Below are 16,977 nucleotides of genomic sequence, written 5' to 3' on the forward strand. Positions count from 1 at the left end.
TACCCGCAAAGCCGCGGCGTAATCCCAAGCCTAAACACGGCGCGTGGCCTGAATGGTCGTGTCAGTTTCACAGGAATTTCTTGATGATAAAAATCAGTGTGGATTTGTCCCGGACCACTAAGACAGAGTACGACATCTACATGTCTTCTCGGCTACGCACGTTCCTTCAAAATGAATTGGCGAACGACCTGAGTGGCTGTGAGGCTTTGGTTGAGTCATCTGGAGGACCGCACAACGTTGAACCCGGGACAGACAAACAGAAGGCGGATCCCTTTGAGCCAGATGGCGTCATAGGTCACCAAGTGCGCCACGCTATCGAGGAGTATCAGCGAGCATTCACTTATGCTCATCGTCGCAACTGGTGGCACCGAACCCTCTGTTGGCTCGGCAGCGAGGATTCTTTGGCGAATGAGCTCCTGGTGCGAGAAACACGTGCACACGCAGTAGCTTTTTCTGGTCAATCGTCTGCTCACAAGATGGCTCTTGAAAGAATCGTCCGGATCAATTTACGGAAAGCTAAGAAGTTCGGACTCATATCGATCTTGACCGAAAGCAACCGGCTGCCCTAGTCGAGGACTATTCCTAGACTATTCGAGGTATTGAAAGCGAGTCCTATCAAGCATGCCTCTTGTTTTCTGGTTAGATCCAGGAAGTAAGAGACTTCCACCAGCTCTTGTCCTTCTTGTGCCGGATATGAGTGCGAGCGGCTAGCTTGTCTTTGTATTTGCGGCAGGTCCCGTTCAGCGACTTCCCGGCTGCTGTTTTGACGATCACCCGATCGCCGAGTTTGTGGTTAACACATGCAGCGAATGCGGCCGGTGTGGGCGAGGGGCCTCGGTCACGGGCAGCCTGGCTGGCGCTGGCCGGTGAGGTGAGAATGACCGAGATGCTGCCAGCGATGAGCGCACAGAGGATGAGGTGGCTAAGGGAGAGGCGTTTCATGAGGGTCTTCTACCTGGGCTGTTCTGGATCAGCCAAGGGTGCGGATCATGGCACGTCGATGCAACTCATAAGCATGACCCCAAATTCAATCGCCCGCCGGGCGCGAATGGCTTAATGGAAAACGGACATCCTCTCGGGAGAATTGTCCGTTTGGCATTCAGCTGGCTGCAATCACTCTGGGGTTTGTACTGATGTCATGATTGGCTGCGGCTCCCAGCTCTTACGCTTGTGCATATGCCGGGTGGTAAATCGAGCTGGCCATCCCATCTTTTTCAAGATCCACCTGCCCAAACCGCTGGCACTATCGGTCCATCTATCAATTAGCTTGAGCTCCGCCAGGCTCTTCACACCACACTCACGCTCATCGCGCAGTTCGGACTCAAATCCGAACCAAGGTTTCAGGCGGCGATAGTAGCGATCAGGCACGAACAGGTCCCCCACGCACTTTGCAGTGAAGGTTCCGCCAATGACTTCGATACCTGTCCTGCTCTGATCGTGATTGGAAAGAACGAAGCCGAAAGCCATGTAGAACCGATTGCGTTGCTCCCGTGCTTTTTCAGTGCTGGCGTCGATATCAGCAAGGGAACCTGGGTCAATTGCGTAGCCCGCAACATCCTGCTTGGTGAGCCACTCGATCACGTTGGACATGAGAGCTGGGCCCAGACCTACGCCCTTTTTGTGCATGATCAATTGACCAGTAGGCCCGAACTTCACGCGTCGGGTTTGATGGCAAATGACGACTGATACCTGATTGTTCCAAGTATGGAATGAGGATCCACTAGCTGCCGGGTGGACTGCGCGTGCCCTGTAAAACTCGTAGTTGCCCATGTGCCGTGATTCTGAGGATGTACGGGTGTATTCAGTGATGACAGGATAGACCTCCCGACGATCGCCAGCGGGCACCTCATATACGAACAGATCCTTGACGGTGCAGAGCTGCTCGAGCTCGTTGGAAATACGCTTCAATGACACTGCGCGACCTCAGCCATATAGGTTCAATTTTGTAGTGTGCCAGTAGAGCGAGGCATCGACTTCAGAGAAAGCGAAGCATTCTAGCTTCCTGAGCATGCTGTACTTATTAGTGCTGAAATCGGGATGCCTTGCTCCTTAAGGCCACCGATATAGCCTTCGCACGCTGCTTTCTTTGAGCCAGGATCAAGTTGTTCAATCTGAGCAGCAACAAGCTCATCCCGTTGGCGATTTTCAACATCAACCTGGTCCTGTTGTGATGCCGCGCGCTTCGAAGCGAGGTATGGCTCCAGGACATAAGACTTGCCAGCTAACATTACAGCGATGCCAATAGTTGCTCCGCAAACAGCCGTAATTAGTGTTTTTCGATCGTTCATGATTTAACCTACTCTTCGGCAATTATTGAGACTGGAGACGTCGTGCTGCGTAGAAATCAAACTCTCGCAACCATAAAGCAGGATGTTACTGCCACCCCAGTCGTACCTTGCCAGTATGGATATTAACGTTTCACAGAGTAACCCTTGGAAGGCCGAGCCTTCGATTACCTTGTTCCGTTAACGCTGATGTTTCGCAATGATTTAGGTTGGATCAAATTGGCTGCCTAGGTGCTGCATGCCGACTGAATCAGTTCGCGGGCGTGGCTATCATCTGATGCGTAGCCTTCACTTACAAGCCAATCACAGGTGGTAGCAATCTCAGCAGTTCTCACCGCGGCCCTGATAGTACCGATCAGCTTAGTATCCAGCCCACTTGGTCGAACTAGTTTTGTCTTGCTTATACTACTGTTTCCCTCCCGCGCGGTGGAATTGATCTCCTCGTAAGTGGCCTGACCGAGCGTCGTAAACGTCATCTGGTCGCGGCCTTGAGTGTCGACACCGAGCACCACGAGACCCTTACGCTCAAGTCCTCGGGCAGCACGCTTTTCCCCGGGCTCAACCGGCAGCGAAGTGCCTGCTTGGGGGGCGGGGTAGATGATGGAGGCGATCAGCGCTTCTTCGCCGGCTGAGAGTTTTACAGCGGTCATGGTCATAAACTCCGATATCTGTAGGATGGCTCACATTAACCGGCCGGGCTCAGGGTATGACTTTCTGAAGTCCATCGGCTAAGCCTTCCCAGGTGTCTGCCATGCCGTTTGTGTTTACTGAGACCATCCTAGTATCGGGATCGAGCCAGTAAACTGTACCTCGTGAGCCATGCGCGTCGTGCCCACGATCCCCAAATGATGACTGTGTCTTCCAGCTTCAGGTCTTCAAAGGTGACGTTAATGGCGTTTTTGCTGGTCATGCTCATACCTCCAGGGTCAACTCTGGCCTGCAAGTGTCGCGTTATGCATCGCAACCACGTATGCCGCTAGGGCCGCGTCGCCTTGGAAGTGGCCGATGCGCAGGGTTTCGTTCTCTGACTTACCTGGCACGAAGATCTCACCGGCGCAGTTGTGCTCCCACGGTACTCTGACCTCATCAGACAAGGCATTAAGCAGGGCGGAACGACGTTCTTGATTCATTGACGGTTCACCTTTCACGGTGCTCCCTGTGGTAGCCAGCGCCGTGGGTTGTGGCTAAAGCCGACATTACACACGATTAGGCGCCCAGCTGCTTGGATCCGTACTCAGCTTCCATGTCCGACTTGAAACGTTCAGCCTTGAGCTTGCTGGCGAAGTGATAAATCACAGCATCCTCAGCAGGATCTGCATGGGTGTCTTCGACGATCCAGGGCTTCTTGGTGCTGCCCTCGTTCTTGCGCAGCGTGAATCGAACCTGTTCCGAGGGTTTGACCCATTGTTCTTGTTCGGAACTCCACACCACCGAATTGCCAGCTTCACAGCTGTTCCAACAGCGACCGTTGAGGTAATCGCCAGCCTCGTTCTGATGCTCGGTGGCTACCAGGCCAGTATCTTCACAGATGGCGCAGCAGAAGTGCTTGAAAAGTGGAGCGGTGCTGACGACGGCGCCGGCGATGCCGATAGCAGTGAGAGGTGACTCGGTTTGAGTGTTCATGGATTTGCTCCTGGTCATGTGGTAACGATGGAGCAATTCTCTGGCCCTTTAACCCGTGCCAGAACCACCTGGAGGCAACATTTCAAACCTAACGAGGTTGGGCCGTCTAATAGGCTGGATTGACACATGGCGACTCAGGCCAACTCTTAATAGAGATCACCCTCTGGTAGCCGATGCTGCAAACCCTCATTCATGGCGTGCGATGAATAGGCAAAACTGAGCAAACTCTTTGAAGAAAAAGTTTCTGACAAGTTGAAGGATGGTACGAAGTCCTCAACTACGCGTCGGATTCGACAAGTCGGGACAAGCTCAAGCGGGATTTGAAAGTCCACGGCCCCCAACGTGCCGCGCGGTGATGGCAGAGGAGATGAGTGGAACAATTACTAATGGCAAGTGGAGCGAGGACTGTACCAAGGGGAGGCTCAGACCAAACAGGTTCATATTGAAACCGTTCAGCCCGTACAGCCCGCAAGCGCCGGTGAGTCAACCTCGTCCAGCGCGGATTTGTGGAAGTTAAGGCTCCTTTAAGGGCTGACAAGAAATTCGGCGCTAGCGTCTTCGTGTGCTTCGACCTGCCCCCAGAAATGGCTGACTGCGTCACGAGCCAGATTTCCACGATACACGTCGCCGGCATATTCATTCTCGTGGCCGAGGTAAGGGCTGTTGATCACGAGGGTTCCACTCTCTTTGCTTTGCGCCGCATAGGCGCTGTCCATGACCAGTACCTCGGCCGGGCGATCGGTAAAAATGAAGGTTTGAGCACCATTATCCATCCCCAAGGCTACCCGTACAGGCTTTAGCAAGGTCAGCAGGCCGTTGCATACGGACTGGGCCGCCAGCATGCTCTCCGAGGTCATGAGCTGATAGGGCTCGTCCGGAAACCCATCTTCATACCCGACGACGCGCCAGGCCTCACCGGCGAAGCGGGCCATACTTACCTCGGAGTGTGGATCCTGGCCGGCATCAGCCGCGAGGTAAACGTCGCCGTCACAGTGGTCGATCATGGCCATCTGCACACCGCCAGGCTTCTGGGACAGGATCAGAGAAAGGTTAGGGTATTCGGCCAGGCTCTGCTCGTTGCGAACCGGCTCCAGGACACCTTCCACTTGGCGCGGGTCGATTGGAAGGAACTGTGATTCGATGCCGTACATGACACGGATGCAGCGCTGAGTCTCGAACTTAATGAACACTGGTTGGCCTAGTTCGTTGATGTGATCGGTAGGGTTCATATCGATATCTCCGTGAGTGATTTGATGGGTTCATCATCACGTGGGCCTAGGTGTGCCAAAACCCCCCTAGCGTTTAGACTGGCCAGCCTCTTCTATGGATGACTGACAATGCCCCAATACCGGTTTTCATCTCCTGCTGTTCGCAGATTTGGCTTCACTCTCGTTTCCGCAGCTGGTGCAGCAATCTTGGTGGGTTGCGCCGCGAATCCCGGGAGCGATGAGTCCTCTTCATACGATACTGCGATGTCTCAACAAAACACCGCTATCCGATCGGTTCGTGTCTACAAAGCAATTCCAGAGGGCGCCATTGGGGTTCGCTCGGTCATGGCGGCCGCATGTGGTAGCGACGCAAATGAATTCGGATCTGATGAAAACTACATCCTGACTGGCTTGAAGATGAAGGCTTACAAGAGTGGGGCCAATGGCCTTGCTATGGTCGACATCCAAAAGATGCCAGACCCTAAAGGTCAGTGCGATGTTGGATTCTCGGTGGGTGGCACTGCCAAAGCGTTCACCGTCCAACAGTAGGTTGGAATTAGCTGGAGCTGGTTATCTGCTGCATCAGTTGATGGACCTTGGCGACGATCTCATCCACCTTTGCGGTTGCTGGCAGATCCAGCATATTGCGAAGGCTTAGGATCGCATTAGATGCAGAGCCGGCCGCTTCCCGATGTCCATCGTGATCTCCGTTGTGTTTGATAGTTTCCAGTGTCGGCCAGCTCTGGATGTGCCACCAGCTAACGGCTTCACTTGGAATGAATTCCGTTGCGGGGGTTTGAGTTGCCAGGCGGATAACCTTTGGCATCATGTCGGCCTGACTGAGATCAGGCTCGGCTAGCCCGATCTTGCGTCAAAAGAGAAAGCATCAGAACTAGAACATGAGGGTTTGCGGACATGAATACAGCTACCACCGCCACTGGAAGCCACATGAGTCACGAAATGCAGTTAGCTACATTGCTAGGAATCAAATCCTTGTTCAATGACGGTTTCAATGCCTCTTCTATTGCTGGCATCCTCGAAGGGCAGGTCAAGGCCGCCGATGAGCGAGGCGGGTGGGGAAAAGCCAAGACGAATCTAGATCAGGGTGCACCTTTCATTATTAGCTTGATCGGAACCGGCTTGTTCTCTTCTTCCGTCGAAAGGATATTCGCGATCGTCGACCGGCCTGACAGAGCGATTGATGGGGCGATCGAGTTACTGAAAGCGATCCGCTGAAGATACTCTTATCATCAGCATCAGATGGTGATCGGACTCAGATGACCGGGCAGCTAGTAGAAACTGTTCGTGGCGGCATGATGCTGCCCTGGTCTCCTAATGCGATGCTAGGCTCAATGGACCAGCGCCTGGACCGTTGCCATCATCTCCCGCGGCATTGTCTTCAACAATCTTCCCGACCCACATGGCTGTAGTGACCTCTCGGCTGCGCTGAAACTTCACCCAGACGAAATTTGGGTCAACCTGAGGGTAGCCGAGCAAACCGACCGGGGCCGTTGTCATCGACTCCCATAGCTCATTGAATCCCGCCCCGTCCTCTGCCTGGCTAACCAGCACGTACCCACGCTTTTGCTCTTTGATGATCTTCAGGATCTCGCCGAGAACCAGTACAGGGAACGCTTGAGGTTCATCGATCACCACTGGGAGATGTGGGTCTTTGCTCACCTGGTACCAAAACCAGTTTGCGTTCGAGCAGTCCGACGTACGTCCATTCAAGTAGACCGCGTTTGGCAGTGCGGCTTGAAGGAAAGTGGTTTTGCCGCTGGCCACTTTACCGGTCAACAGCACGGCTTTGCGTTCCTCAAGCCATTGCTGAACGGTCGAGGTCTTCAGCTCACGCGCTACATTACCGGTGGTTTGCTTCACCAGATTAAGAAGTGCCAACCGATCAGCCTTTGACAGAAGCCTCGCCTTGATTCCGAGAAGCCCTGGGGCTTCGATGAATATCCCATCACGGTACGAGATACCGTTCAGCGGGTAAATGCCAACCTTGAGCTTACCGGCAAGCATGGCTGTCTTGATATCTTCGTAGAACATGGTTCATTCCATCAGATCGGGTTTCAGGCGAATCATTCCGCCAAGTTGGGTTGAGTATATCGTCAGGTAGAGATGCAACCACCCACAAGAGAAATCGGAATCTAACTTGAGGCTTCTGGCACAGGCTGGGCAGGTCAAAATGGCCACATCAACTTGAGACACACCTAACGAACCGTTCTGGAGTACCCATGACCGACCTCCCCGAAGCTACACCCGCTCAAATCGCTGCGCTCAAGCTGCAAGTGCCCGGCATTGCCAATCACATCAATGAGTTCCAGATGAGCACCCTTGCCGCAAATATGACCTTTGAACTCGCGCCATCGGTGACCGTCGGTTTCCGCCTCAATCAGCTGGTTCAGGATGGACAGGTGACTGAAGAAAACCTTGTCGACGTAGTTCGAGCTATTCGCATTCCATTGCTTGCGCCTAGCATGGCTGCGCAGATTGATGGGGCGATCGGCGCGCAAGGCTACGCAGTGAAATCAATATTCGGAGGTGACGACTCTCCTTCGTTCGCGTATTCAGTCGGTCTGACTGGCACCGTGGGGTTTGAGCTGATCTCGATGGCGGGGATGGATCATCAATTGAACGCCTACATGGTCAACGCATATGCTGAGTTGGCCAAGGCTGGCGAGGTGATCGAAGAAGAGCGCACAGATCTCGTTGAATTGTCATCAACGCCAGGTCAAGGCCTGCGCACGAAATGCGTGCCGGTTAACGTATCAGCGGCCATGGAGACGCATGTTTGCGATGTCCGAGGTGAGGTCGAGCGAATCTATCAAGTTCTTGTTGCTGACAAACACAATCTGTTGCCAGATGAAGAAGGCTACGAGCAGGCATTCTTGCAGCCTTGCTTCCCTGCTCTTAAAAACCCTGCCACGCATTAATTCAGACCTGCAGGCAGCCCTCAAACCGAGCTGCCTGCCTCCTTTTAAGTCGAAAAGTACCCCCCGAAGGGCTCATCGTCTCGACTCAGCTCATCCATACGCTCTTCTGAATTTCGCGGACCAGTCAGCCACATTGAATCAGCAGACGCCCTCGATTCGTACTGCCAGCGCTCCTGCCCTTCGAAATGAAGGTCCGTGGTTACGATTACTGGAAGTTCTGTGCTCGATGCGTTAGGGGGCTCCGGAATGTCGGGCTTACCGGCTACGTACCAATCCCATGCTGCCTTTGTTGTTTCGAACAGGGGCCGGTAGGCATAACAGACGGTGCAGTCATAAATGAGGTAAAGCCTGCGACCATCCTCAAATTCAACCATGGCCAGGGATCGTGACATCTTCATACTCGATAATTAAGTGGAATAGGTGCTAATCGATGCTACTCATTCTTTGGGTATCTACGCTTAGTAGGGTCAATGATATTACCTCATTGACCATTAATGCTTGAGGCTCTCAATCATGTTTCAGATGCCTGGCTACTTGACGAATGATCGTCCCCACACAGACTTGCTAATAGACATACTATGAGCAAAATTGGCCCTATGGCGGGAAGTAGAGTAACCAAACCTACCGCAGTTCTGATGACGAATGGTTGAGTGGAGATGAAGTCTTGCGTCCATTCCCCGCACACGGACATCATTGCGTAATACGAGGGTGTCAGGCCCAGAAAAATTGAGCTTAGTGACAGCAATCCAAAGGGAATGCCCCATAAGGAGTGTTGTTTGCCCAGCTGCAATGCAATACACAGCGACCAGGCAGCGACTATGAAGGTCACCCATTGAATATAGGCTGCTGGCAAAAGGTTTGAGCCGCCATCGGTGAGGACTGCCGACACGTGCTGCCACATTTGGGCTCGCCATTCCTCGATCACAGGTACTAGAGCTATGAGCCCGGACAACATGCAAATACACAAAATTCCGACACCTATCTTAAGGGTGCAGGACAGAACTGTATCTCTCACCAAGTTTTCTTGATTACTCATAATTTACCCATTTTGAATTAATGCTTAGTGTTTTCCCATGACTGGGAATTAACCCCTAAATCAGTTGTTGTCAGCTAGTCCCGGAGCCGGTTCATATGTAGGCTCGTCTGTAGTGCAAGAACCTCCACACTTAGGGCAGTCTGCGAAGTAGCCAATGAGAGTCACCTCAGGGTTGCATCCGTACCAGGTGCAACGCGAGCAGGCGAAGGTCCACCGTGCTGTAGTTTTTGCGTCTATTGCATCAGTAGAAGTGACCATCTCTGCTCCTAGCGCCGATCAGAGTAAACGCCCGGTAGAGGGCTGAATGCTGGTTTGCCTTTCTGCTTTTCACGAATCCGCGCCATCACGTCTGGGCAGCTGATTCGATCAAGCTCAGCTTCGCCGCACTGATGCATTGCAAGCTTGTGGGCGTGACAGAGTGCAGCCAGTGTCACCATAACGCCGCCGACCTCTTGCGACTGCTTGCCAACATCCCGTCCAAATACGTAGTCGACCAGCTGGTGAGCCTCGTCGGATGTAGCGCCGCATGCTTGAACCAGCTCGAGGGCCTCCTCAAGAAACCTTTGGTTGCGCTCTTGAGTGTCCTGGGCGATCACTTCTCCAAAGCATTCGACCAGCCAAGGGGCTACACGGGATTGAAACGAGGCTCTTTGCAGCGAGGGCCATGCATAGACCGGTCCTTGTTCGTTCAGCCAGCCTTGAACGTCACCACCGGACCACATCTGCCGAAGCATTGTCGGGAAGGCCAACTCGGCCAGACCCTCACCGCGGAATCGCGGCGATGGTTGATGGGTGTAAAGGCTTACCACTGCTCCGGGGGGGAGGGCATCAAACTGCCGGGCAAACTCGGGGCTGAAGGTCACCAGCGGTTCGTCAACTTCAATGCCCCGGTGCACAACGGTCAGCTTCACTGATACCGGTTCATTTTGCAGGGCCTGCAGATGAGCAAGCGCAGCATCGCGTTCTGCCTCTGCTCGAGCGATTGTCTCGTTGAGTACGTCTCGGAGCTCCACCGACCCAGGGCGCTCTGCCTCGAGCTGCATTTGGAAGTGATCAATCGTTTCTTCGAATAGGGTAGCTACGCCTGGTCGACGAACTTCGTGTTTGTAGAGCGCCTGGCGCACGCGATCCCGGTAAGACGGCGTCATGGACACACTGTAAATCCCTGCGTCGTCGCGGACCAGTGACTCCCGTAGTAAGGAAAGCAATTCATCGTTGCTCACCTTCAGCTTGTCGCGGGCCTTCCCGGTGTTGCGCACCATATCGTTAAGTCGGCCCAGCTGGCGCTGAAGGGACTCAGTACGTGGATCCGGAGGCGACTGAGGTGCTGCGTTGCATGCCGCTTCCCAGGCATCAGCCATCTCAACGTCATCAATACAACGCCGCTTGGAGTACCAGGCCTCGGCGAATGCCACCTCCATGTCAACGGTCAACGGTAAAGGCACGGTGATCCAGCGTTGGATGTCAGTCATGAAACACCTCGTGAGTGTGGGTTGTAGGGGAGGCTAGGGCAGTCGGTCAGATGCCATTGAGGTGTCTCTTGAACTCGATGCACCAAACCCAGGGGTTAGCCTCCCAGCTGCCGGGGCCGTGCTTCTCTTCCCACTGGTCGATGAAGGCTTCGCGGGCGGTCAGCCATGGGGTCATTAACCGTCGTGGGCCTTCACGGCCAACCCAGCAACCGCTGCCATCACGCGCCTGACGCACGCCCTCGCCGATGATCTCTTGATCACTGATGTCGTGTAGGCGTTGAATTTTGAGCCCGGTTATCTCGAGGGTCAGTCGGCTTGCTTTCCGCGGCATGCAACGACTGGAGCGCCACCTGAAAGGTACGTGCTCATCATGCTCTGGACTGTAGATGCCTCGGACTCCGTCCTTTTCATCTATCTCATAGCTGCGATCGTCATCCGCGCGATACCAAGTGGTGGTGAAAGGGTAATGGTTAGCGAAGTCCTGGCTCCAGGCTTCACGCACCCACAGCAGATCCCCAGCTTGGCCAAAGGGGCAGAGCTCATCAGCGTGGCTCGCAACCCATGCTGGGGATTGGTCGATCAGCCACTGTCGTGCAGCGCCTTTAACGATCAGTCGAGTGACGTTGCTGGCACCGTTCTGGAATGCACGAACCTTCTGGCCCGTGAATTCGATTGCGCGCTCTCGCCGCTTAGCCGGCGCTGCGTTCATTTGTGGACCGCCGGCTGGACGGGGGCGTGTTTACGGCTCACTGCATTCCAATTAACGGGCAGACCTTGTTCAGTGAAAGCTTGGACAGACTTGTTGCAGCCCGGGCAGCGAACTGCGAAGGCTGCCATATCAGCACCGCAACGCTCACGGCCCAGTGGTCCTGCATGTCCACAGTTGCAGGGGGAAAACTCACCGGGTGGTTGAGCGTGCACATCGGTGGGACTCAACCGAGTGTTCTCGGACAAATGAAAGGGGCACATGGCATGTTCCTGAGCGAATTCGGGACGTTCATACTGCGGGGCATATTGGTGTGCCAGAAGCATCGCCCCCAGCTTGATGGTCAATAAATTAACGCGGGAACATCAGATAACAGAGCCAAAACCGGTGTGCGGAATCCGAAGCCTGGACTTGATCACCACCAGCAACGGGTAACGGCGGAGCAATCTCAAGAAGCATTACAGCTGCCGCGGCGTTCAGAGTGCATAGCGTTGGGCGTAGGCTAGAGCAGCTTTACGGGTGCCGTGGCCACCGTCGTTCCATACGTGGCCATCTACGAACTGAACAGTTACACGCCAGTCGCGCATACGAGTCCTCTTGCCAGTACGAAAATCCCGAGGGCAGGCATAAGCCTCGATTTTCTTCACTTCTTTCTCGTTGATGACCATGTGATGCCCCTTTTTGTTATGGCCTCCATTATCGTGGTCAATGGGTGTGTCAGAAGCCCCCGGGGCCCCGATCCAACAGCGGATTGTCCAGCAGCGCGATTCTGGAAGCTGGGATATCCTTGAACCAGTTCAATCCCTCGTTTCTGAATCAGAGGTAACAGCAGTGGACGCAAAGAAGCTCAGCCAGATTGCAGATTTTGTTCGTGATGAGCGCCGTCTAGACACGGCATTCGTCAATGTCCTGGAAGGCATAGATAGTGGTGCCATCGCTGCTAGTGACTTGCCGATCTCGGCAGCGCCTGTGCAGCGAGTGACGTTGGGGCAGGGTGATGCTGTATATGCTGCCAGCATGGTAGAGAAGGTTTCAGGTGTGGCCCTGGATGATGCTCAGCGCACTGCTCTGTTGAGAGTTGTCCAGGACATGCCCTCAGGCGGCACCTTCTCTGCTCTAGTGGCCGAAATCGCCAAAATGGAATCCCTTTCTGCCCTTGCTGAGGGATTGAAAGAGGTTCAGACAGCTGGCATTTACGACAGCCTCTTCACTCAAACAGCTAGCTAATCCCGAAACGTCAGCCCTTTGTCCCTTAAGGGGTCAACCTGAAGGCGCTCCGATGCTCCCTGCGAATTTATGTCGGTTTAACAGATTTTCAGCCCCGCTTTATGGCTTCAGGCACGCCAGACTAGGCGGTATTGTGGTTTCTCTGTCAGCGCCGTCCTCTTGGTGCTGAACCACAACTGACTGGAATCAACCGATGGCATGGATCACTGCAAAAGACCGACTTCCAGCAGCAGGCACGACCGTCCTGTGCAAACTTCGCCACTGGAATACCAAAGCAACCGTTGAAGAGAAGCTCACCAGGGTAGATGAGAGTGACTGCACCTGGCGTACCGCTGGCGATGGCTGCGAGATCAGTTACGACTGGGATGTGATCGAATGGGAGGAATAAGCGAATAGCCTATCGAGTACACCGAGATGTATCTTGAATACTTCACCATTAGGTGCTTCTGGCACTCGGCGCACTCAGTTTTACTGCCACCATCAAAATGGACGTATTGGCGGGATCTGATATGAGTTTGCCAGAGTGGGTGAAAGTGAAGTGCAGGGCGGTTATTCGCCAGCCGGTGAGCTGTATGAGCGACAGGGTGGACAACGTTCGTGCTGAGGCCTACAAGCACGGTTATCTTTGGGACCACCTGGCCCGGGAGTTCGTCTACGTCGGTGATACACCGCCTCAACCAACTCTATTGTCTGCCGGTAACTTCAATTTATAGGTAAAGAGTATGAAATCAGCACTGGAACACTGCATTGACGCGAAAGCGGATCGCTTCCTTGTCCAGGATGATGGCGTTGTGTTCTTGCAGACATATGGCGGAGCGACTGTTGAACTGGTTGGCACAGATGCGACACCTTACCTAAAGGTCGCTAAAAATATGCGTACGGGGGACCGCAAAAAGACGAATGAACTCGTTCCGATCGGTTTGCGTTCGGATTGGAAACTGAGCGTCCAACGGCAGGATGGGTACACAGTCTTGACTGTGTATAGCCAGATACTTCCAAGTTTTTCTGCCGAATTCCTTGCCTCGATTGAGGCTCAAACCAACACGTCCGGCTAGCACGGAAAATGCTCCACGAGCAGGGTGGTGGCACGTTTAAAGCGCAGTAAAGTATCACCATCTCAACAAGGGCTGGATTGGGGAGTGGCCTGGAGTACCGATTGACCGGGATAGCCTGACCTTCATCGGGAAATCAAACGTCATGCCAGGCCGCTTCCCAATACAGCCCTAACTACAGGAATCGACCGATGGATAATTCGACCGTTGCCAAAAATGCACGCGCCTTTCCACCAGAGTTGGTGGCTAAGCTTGGGCTCATTCCAGACTCCGTAATGGCAGATCTGGTAAAGGCGCTTCCGCTGCATGGTCTTAACTTTGCAATGCTCAAGCCTGCAGAGTTGGAGGTCTTTGACTTCTTCCGGCAGCAAGGCCGCAAATATGGTGTTGCCGCTTCTGTTGTAAGCGATGCTGACCCTGCTGAGTTGGAAAATGCCACATCGCAGCAGCACCAGGACGAAATCATGCGCCGAGCCAACAGTTCTGTATCAGTAGTCCTGAGCTAAGGAATCAAGATGAAACCTGCCCAGCGTAGAGCAGTGAAGACAGCGGTCAATAAAGCCAAAACCGAGATCGCTCGTCTTGAGCGAGCCATCCAACGGTTTACACCTGGCACTCTCCCTCATGACAAGCTCACTCGTGAGCTGGCGGATCTGCGTCAGCGAGGCGGGTGACCATGTTCAACCGAAACTCCTTTCAGGCCGAGAGCTGGAAAGCCAAGTACCGTGCAGAGCTCACAAAACTGCAAATCTTCACGGTTCTACTTATGGCGCTGCTCGCTACAGGTTTTGTCTTCATATTCGTTCAAGTCTACCGGCACCCTAGCCCTTTCAGTTTTACCCTGGTAGGAGTTTCTGTGGTCCTGGCCGCTGCCTTTTACCGATACATGTACTACCTGCCGACCAAGCGCGATCGCCAGCGATATTCAAAACCCAGCGCCGGCAATCCCTCCTACTAGGTCCTGGCCTCTACTTGTCAGTGGTGCTCTTTACTCGACGCCTTGAACTCTTGGTAGTGGCTCTCCAGGAATAGAATCCTCGGCTTGGGGCTGTACATGAACATCCTTTTTCCCTGGTAGGCCTGATACCCGGCATCATCTACTGACTTGGCAACCTCCACGGTGAGTGTGGCCGGGTTGATGGTTATCAGGTGTGCATCGAACAGCCGGTGCAGATCCACCCTTAGCAGTAGCCCATTGGTTGCATCATCCGATTGATCCCCGCGATAGGGAATGATGTGGGCGGCCTCGAGCAGGGTATCCACCTTGCAGCCGGAGATGCAGCACTCTCCACCATACCGACCAAGCATGGATGCCCTGAAGTTGCCTTGCCCAGGGCGGGTAACCGAAACCTGTGTTCGCACAGTCCGCCGGTCGACCTTGAGCATGGCCAGCTCAACAGTGGGCGACGGCGCTGTTACCTGTCTCTCGTTTGGAAGCGAATCCTCAAGCTCTTGAATCAGCTCGTGGTCCATCATCAGCCGATAGGTTGGGTTCGTTGGCTGGCCCGAGTTGAGCGCTCGGAGGATGGACAGCGTTTCTGCTGCTGCCTCCAGTGAGGCAAAGCTGTCAGGGCGATTTGCCCAGGCTGACTTGAGCTGCTCCGTGGTTAGGTCTCGAATGTCGGCCAGGCTGAGCACCGGTCCTTCCACAACCTCTGTCAGGTTATCGATCACCGGGTTCTGTACGTGTACCACTTCCAGATCGACCAACACTTTCTGAATTGTCGCTTCTGCCTCGGCGATCGGGGTGAAGATGGCCAATACGTCTGGGTGGTACAGGTAGGTGGTTGCGCCGGCATAAAACTCATCGTCCCCGATCAACACCCTGTAGAGGGCAAACATCTCGGCCGCAGCTTCTTGTGAGCCACAAGAGTGGGCACGGCTCTCCCAGGCCAGCAGGATGTCATCACCCGTAAAGTCGGCAATGTCTTCAACGTCCAGGGCGTACAGGTGCGTAGGAGGCGTTGATAAATCCTCCTCGAGGACGGTGTCGGGCCGGGAAGTGATGAGGCTGGAGAAGTTGATTGTCGAGGTGAGGGCTTGACTGTCGTGGTGAAACGCACGCGAGCCCAGTACGCCCCCGTCTAACCACTGAGCGTATGCTGAGTGGTCTGCTGTACTGGTGCTTTCGTCCAGATAGAGACCGTAAGCAACTTTGAATTGAAGCCATGTCTCGTAACCAGCGTATTGGGCGCGGCTCAACCGTCCAGTTGGTTTCTTTGGCTTGGCTTTGGAAGTCGGGGTGGTTTTGCGCCCCCGGGCCAGCGTGGTCATGCGTGATCCGTCACTCGTTAGATGTGCCCTACAAGTGCTGTAGGTCAGATGGCCACGAGTATCGGTGATAAACCCGGGATTGGATAGCCGGCGACAGAGCCCCGGCCATACCAGCCCGGGGTGCATATCAAGTGAAATTCAGAATTGGGTGCTACTGCATCCAGTTGATCCAGCGGCACCGGAGATAGCCAGCATGACGCCGGCGCGACGAATGCCCAGTTTAAGCCGCCGCGCTCCGTTGCACGGATTTCTTGAGCTCGGTGAAGTAGTGGTCAATCACGATTTTCTCGCCGCCAGTAGAGTCTTGTAGCCACATAGCCACTGGCTGGCCATTAGTGGCGGTGTAGCCTTCCCGGACCTGCTCCTCGTCCAGGTCGTCACGGTGATGGCTGATGAATGCCACTTCCGCCGGCCGCTCGGCATAGATGCCGTGCAGTGCGCCACCAGTGACATCTGCCACAAGGCGGATCGGGGCGGTTGCTACCTCAAGCAAGGATTCGAATGCTTCCAGCACCTGACGCACGCTCTCTTCACAGGTACCGACGTTGAGCTGAACGGTTTCGTCCGGGCGATCAGACAGGAAGCCCACCACACGCCAAACCACACCGGCGTATTTACCAGTCGATGGCATGTGCTCGAGTTCGTTAGGATCGCTGGCCAGCGCATACATTGGGCTGTCCAGGGTATCCAGCACGATGCTGATGGTTTCGTCCACTTCGCAGTGGATGAGCGTCAGACGTGCGGCGTCATGACCAGTCAGGCTGTTGGAGTTGGCAACCGATGCAAGGATCTCTTCGCGCTGGCGGGCATCCACGGGCATGTAATGTTCGCCGCTATCGTAGATAACGTGCAGGCAACGCTCCATGGCGAACTTGGTGAATCGCAGACCAGCTCCGGGATTAGTTTGTGGGGTGTTCATCTAGTGGCCCTCTCGTGAGCTCTGTTAAGAGTTCTCATGATGGGGTTGCCTATCGGGTGCCAGAAGCACCTGCACCCTGTGCAGATGCCGGCAGTCCGTTAAAGCGGTCCGGGCTCAGTGGCATAGGGCGAGGGTGGTGACTAGATTCTGCAGTTCACGGTCGGGTGTTTTTTGAGAAGGCGGATGTTCTCGGTTACTTTGAAAACCACCGGTGTGCCCCCGTCCGTGGAGTAGCA

The 16,977-nt window shown here is 54.4% G+C and carries 22 protein-coding genes; 8 read left to right on the forward strand and 14 right to left on the reverse strand.

Translation table 11 applies throughout. The features are described from left to right. Positions 1 to 639 precede the first annotated feature (639 nt). The 7 genes from MF6394_RS02065 to MF6394_RS02090 form a co-directional block, all read right to left on the reverse strand. On the reverse strand, positions 640 to 942 hold the full coding sequence (locus MF6394_RS02065) for a hypothetical protein (protein ID WP_078466039.1): 303 nt from the start codon (positions 940 to 942) through the stop codon (positions 640 to 642). 171 nt (positions 943 to 1,113) lie between these two features. Then, positions 1,114 to 1,908 (reverse strand): hypothetical protein, encoded by a 795-nt coding sequence (locus MF6394_RS02070; protein WP_078466040.1) that lies wholly within the window; start codon positions 1,906 to 1,908, stop codon positions 1,114 to 1,116. 86 nt (positions 1,909 to 1,994) lie between these two features. Next, positions 1,995 to 2,288, reverse strand: coding sequence for a hypothetical protein (locus MF6394_RS33685; protein ID WP_153045982.1), 294 nt, complete (start codon positions 2,286 to 2,288; stop codon positions 1,995 to 1,997). Between the two features lie 224 nt (positions 2,289 to 2,512). Further along, positions 2,513 to 2,935, reverse strand: coding sequence for a hypothetical protein (locus MF6394_RS02075; RefSeq protein ID WP_078466041.1), 423 nt, complete (start codon positions 2,933 to 2,935; stop codon positions 2,513 to 2,515). A gap of 276 nt (positions 2,936 to 3,211) precedes the next feature. Beyond that, complete coding sequence (locus MF6394_RS02080; protein ID WP_078466042.1) at positions 3,212 to 3,415, reverse strand: hypothetical protein; 204 nt, start codon at positions 3,413 to 3,415, stop codon at positions 3,212 to 3,214. A gap of 76 nt (positions 3,416 to 3,491) precedes the next feature. Further along, positions 3,492 to 3,908 carry a hypothetical protein gene (locus MF6394_RS02085; RefSeq protein WP_078466043.1) on the reverse strand — a complete coding sequence of 139 codons (417 nt, stop codon included), beginning with the start codon at positions 3,906 to 3,908 and terminating at the stop codon, positions 3,492 to 3,494. 524 nt (positions 3,909 to 4,432) lie between these two features. Beyond that, the gene (locus MF6394_RS02090) at positions 4,433 to 5,137 is read right to left on the reverse strand and encodes a hypothetical protein (protein ID WP_078466044.1); all 705 of its coding nucleotides are present in this window, start codon (positions 5,135 to 5,137) and stop codon (positions 4,433 to 4,435) included. 243 nt (positions 5,138 to 5,380) lie between these two features. On the opposite strand from MF6394_RS02090, the gene MF6394_RS02095 reads away from it, so the two are divergent. Then, positions 5,381 to 5,665, forward strand: coding sequence for a hypothetical protein (locus MF6394_RS02095; protein ID WP_153045983.1), 285 nt, complete (start codon positions 5,381 to 5,383; stop codon positions 5,663 to 5,665). Between the two features lie 7 nt (positions 5,666 to 5,672). Here the strand turns inward: MF6394_RS02095 and MF6394_RS02100 are convergent, their stop codons facing one another. Continuing rightward, the gene (locus MF6394_RS02100; RefSeq protein ID WP_153045984.1) at positions 5,673 to 5,942 is read right to left on the reverse strand and encodes a hypothetical protein; all 270 of its coding nucleotides are present in this window, start codon (positions 5,940 to 5,942) and stop codon (positions 5,673 to 5,675) included. Positions 5,943 to 6,064: 122 nt separating this feature from the next. Between MF6394_RS02100 and MF6394_RS02105 the strand changes: the two genes are divergently transcribed. After that, positions 6,065 to 6,352, forward strand: coding sequence for a hypothetical protein (locus MF6394_RS02105; protein ID WP_116827136.1), 288 nt, complete (start codon positions 6,065 to 6,067; stop codon positions 6,350 to 6,352). 96 nt (positions 6,353 to 6,448) lie between these two features. Here MF6394_RS02105 and MF6394_RS02110 read toward each other — a convergent pair whose 3' ends face one another. Then, on the reverse strand, positions 6,449 to 7,168 hold the full coding sequence (locus tag MF6394_RS02110; RefSeq protein WP_078466048.1) for a hypothetical protein: 720 nt from the start codon (positions 7,166 to 7,168) through the stop codon (positions 6,449 to 6,451). Between the two features lie 188 nt (positions 7,169 to 7,356). On the opposite strand from MF6394_RS02110, the gene MF6394_RS02115 reads away from it, so the two are divergent. Then, complete coding sequence (locus tag MF6394_RS02115; RefSeq protein ID WP_078466049.1) at positions 7,357 to 8,055, forward strand: DUF4262 domain-containing protein; 699 nt, start codon at positions 7,357 to 7,359, stop codon at positions 8,053 to 8,055. Between the two features lie 1,302 nt (positions 8,056 to 9,357). Here the strand turns inward: MF6394_RS02115 and MF6394_RS34400 are convergent. The 3 genes from MF6394_RS34400 to MF6394_RS02140 form a co-directional block, all read right to left on the reverse strand. After that, positions 9,358 to 10,563, reverse strand: a complete 1,206-nt coding sequence (locus tag MF6394_RS34400) for a hypothetical protein (RefSeq protein WP_198834114.1) — start codon at positions 10,561 to 10,563, stop codon at positions 9,358 to 9,360. A 46-nt stretch (positions 10,564 to 10,609) separates the two neighbouring features. Next, positions 10,610 to 11,272, reverse strand: coding sequence for a hypothetical protein (locus tag MF6394_RS02130; protein WP_078466051.1), 663 nt, complete (start codon positions 11,270 to 11,272; stop codon positions 10,610 to 10,612). 473 nt (positions 11,273 to 11,745) lie between these two features. Then, complete coding sequence (locus tag MF6394_RS02140) at positions 11,746 to 11,937, reverse strand: hypothetical protein (protein ID WP_078466053.1); 192 nt, start codon at positions 11,935 to 11,937, stop codon at positions 11,746 to 11,748. A gap of 46 nt (positions 11,938 to 11,983) precedes the next feature. On the opposite strand from MF6394_RS02140, the gene MF6394_RS02145 reads away from it, so the two are divergent. The 5 genes from MF6394_RS02145 (at position 11,984) to MF6394_RS02170 (ending at position 14,506) form a co-directional block, all read left to right on the forward strand. Continuing rightward, positions 11,984 to 12,496 carry a hypothetical protein gene (locus MF6394_RS02145; protein ID WP_153045985.1) on the forward strand — a complete coding sequence of 171 codons (513 nt, stop codon included), beginning with the start codon at positions 11,984 to 11,986 and terminating at the stop codon, positions 12,494 to 12,496. A 193-nt stretch (positions 12,497 to 12,689) separates the two neighbouring features. Next, complete coding sequence (locus MF6394_RS02150) at positions 12,690 to 12,884, forward strand: hypothetical protein (protein WP_078466055.1); 195 nt, start codon at positions 12,690 to 12,692, stop codon at positions 12,882 to 12,884. Positions 12,885 to 13,218: 334 nt separating this feature from the next. After that, positions 13,219 to 13,551: a hypothetical protein gene (locus MF6394_RS02160; RefSeq protein WP_078466057.1), complete on the forward strand. Its 333-nt coding sequence runs from the start codon at positions 13,219 to 13,221 to the stop codon at positions 13,549 to 13,551. Positions 13,552 to 13,739: 188 nt separating this feature from the next. Continuing rightward, entirely contained in the window at positions 13,740 to 14,054 is a 315-nt protein-coding gene (locus MF6394_RS02165; protein WP_078466058.1) for a hypothetical protein, read from the forward strand. A 170-nt stretch (positions 14,055 to 14,224) separates the two neighbouring features. Then, positions 14,225 to 14,506 carry a hypothetical protein gene (locus MF6394_RS02170; RefSeq protein ID WP_078466059.1) on the forward strand — a complete coding sequence of 94 codons (282 nt, stop codon included), beginning with the start codon at positions 14,225 to 14,227 and terminating at the stop codon, positions 14,504 to 14,506. Positions 14,507 to 14,523: 17 nt separating this feature from the next. On the opposite strand, the gene MF6394_RS02175 is transcribed toward MF6394_RS02170, so the two are convergent. Together MF6394_RS02175 and MF6394_RS02180 are read right to left on the reverse strand one after the other, a co-directional pair. Further along, the gene (locus MF6394_RS02175; protein WP_078466060.1) at positions 14,524 to 15,822 is read right to left on the reverse strand and encodes an HNH endonuclease; all 1,299 of its coding nucleotides are present in this window, start codon (positions 15,820 to 15,822) and stop codon (positions 14,524 to 14,526) included. Positions 15,823 to 16,042: 220 nt separating this feature from the next. After that, entirely contained in the window at positions 16,043 to 16,741 is a 699-nt protein-coding gene (locus tag MF6394_RS02180) for a hypothetical protein (protein WP_153045986.1), read from the reverse strand. Positions 16,742 to 16,977: the final 236 nt, after the last annotated feature.

The sequence above is a fragment of the Pseudomonas sp. MF6394 genome (assembly GCF_002018845.1).
In the GTDB taxonomy this organism is placed as follows: Bacteria; Pseudomonadota; Gammaproteobacteria; order Pseudomonadales; family Pseudomonadaceae; genus Aquipseudomonas; species Aquipseudomonas lactis.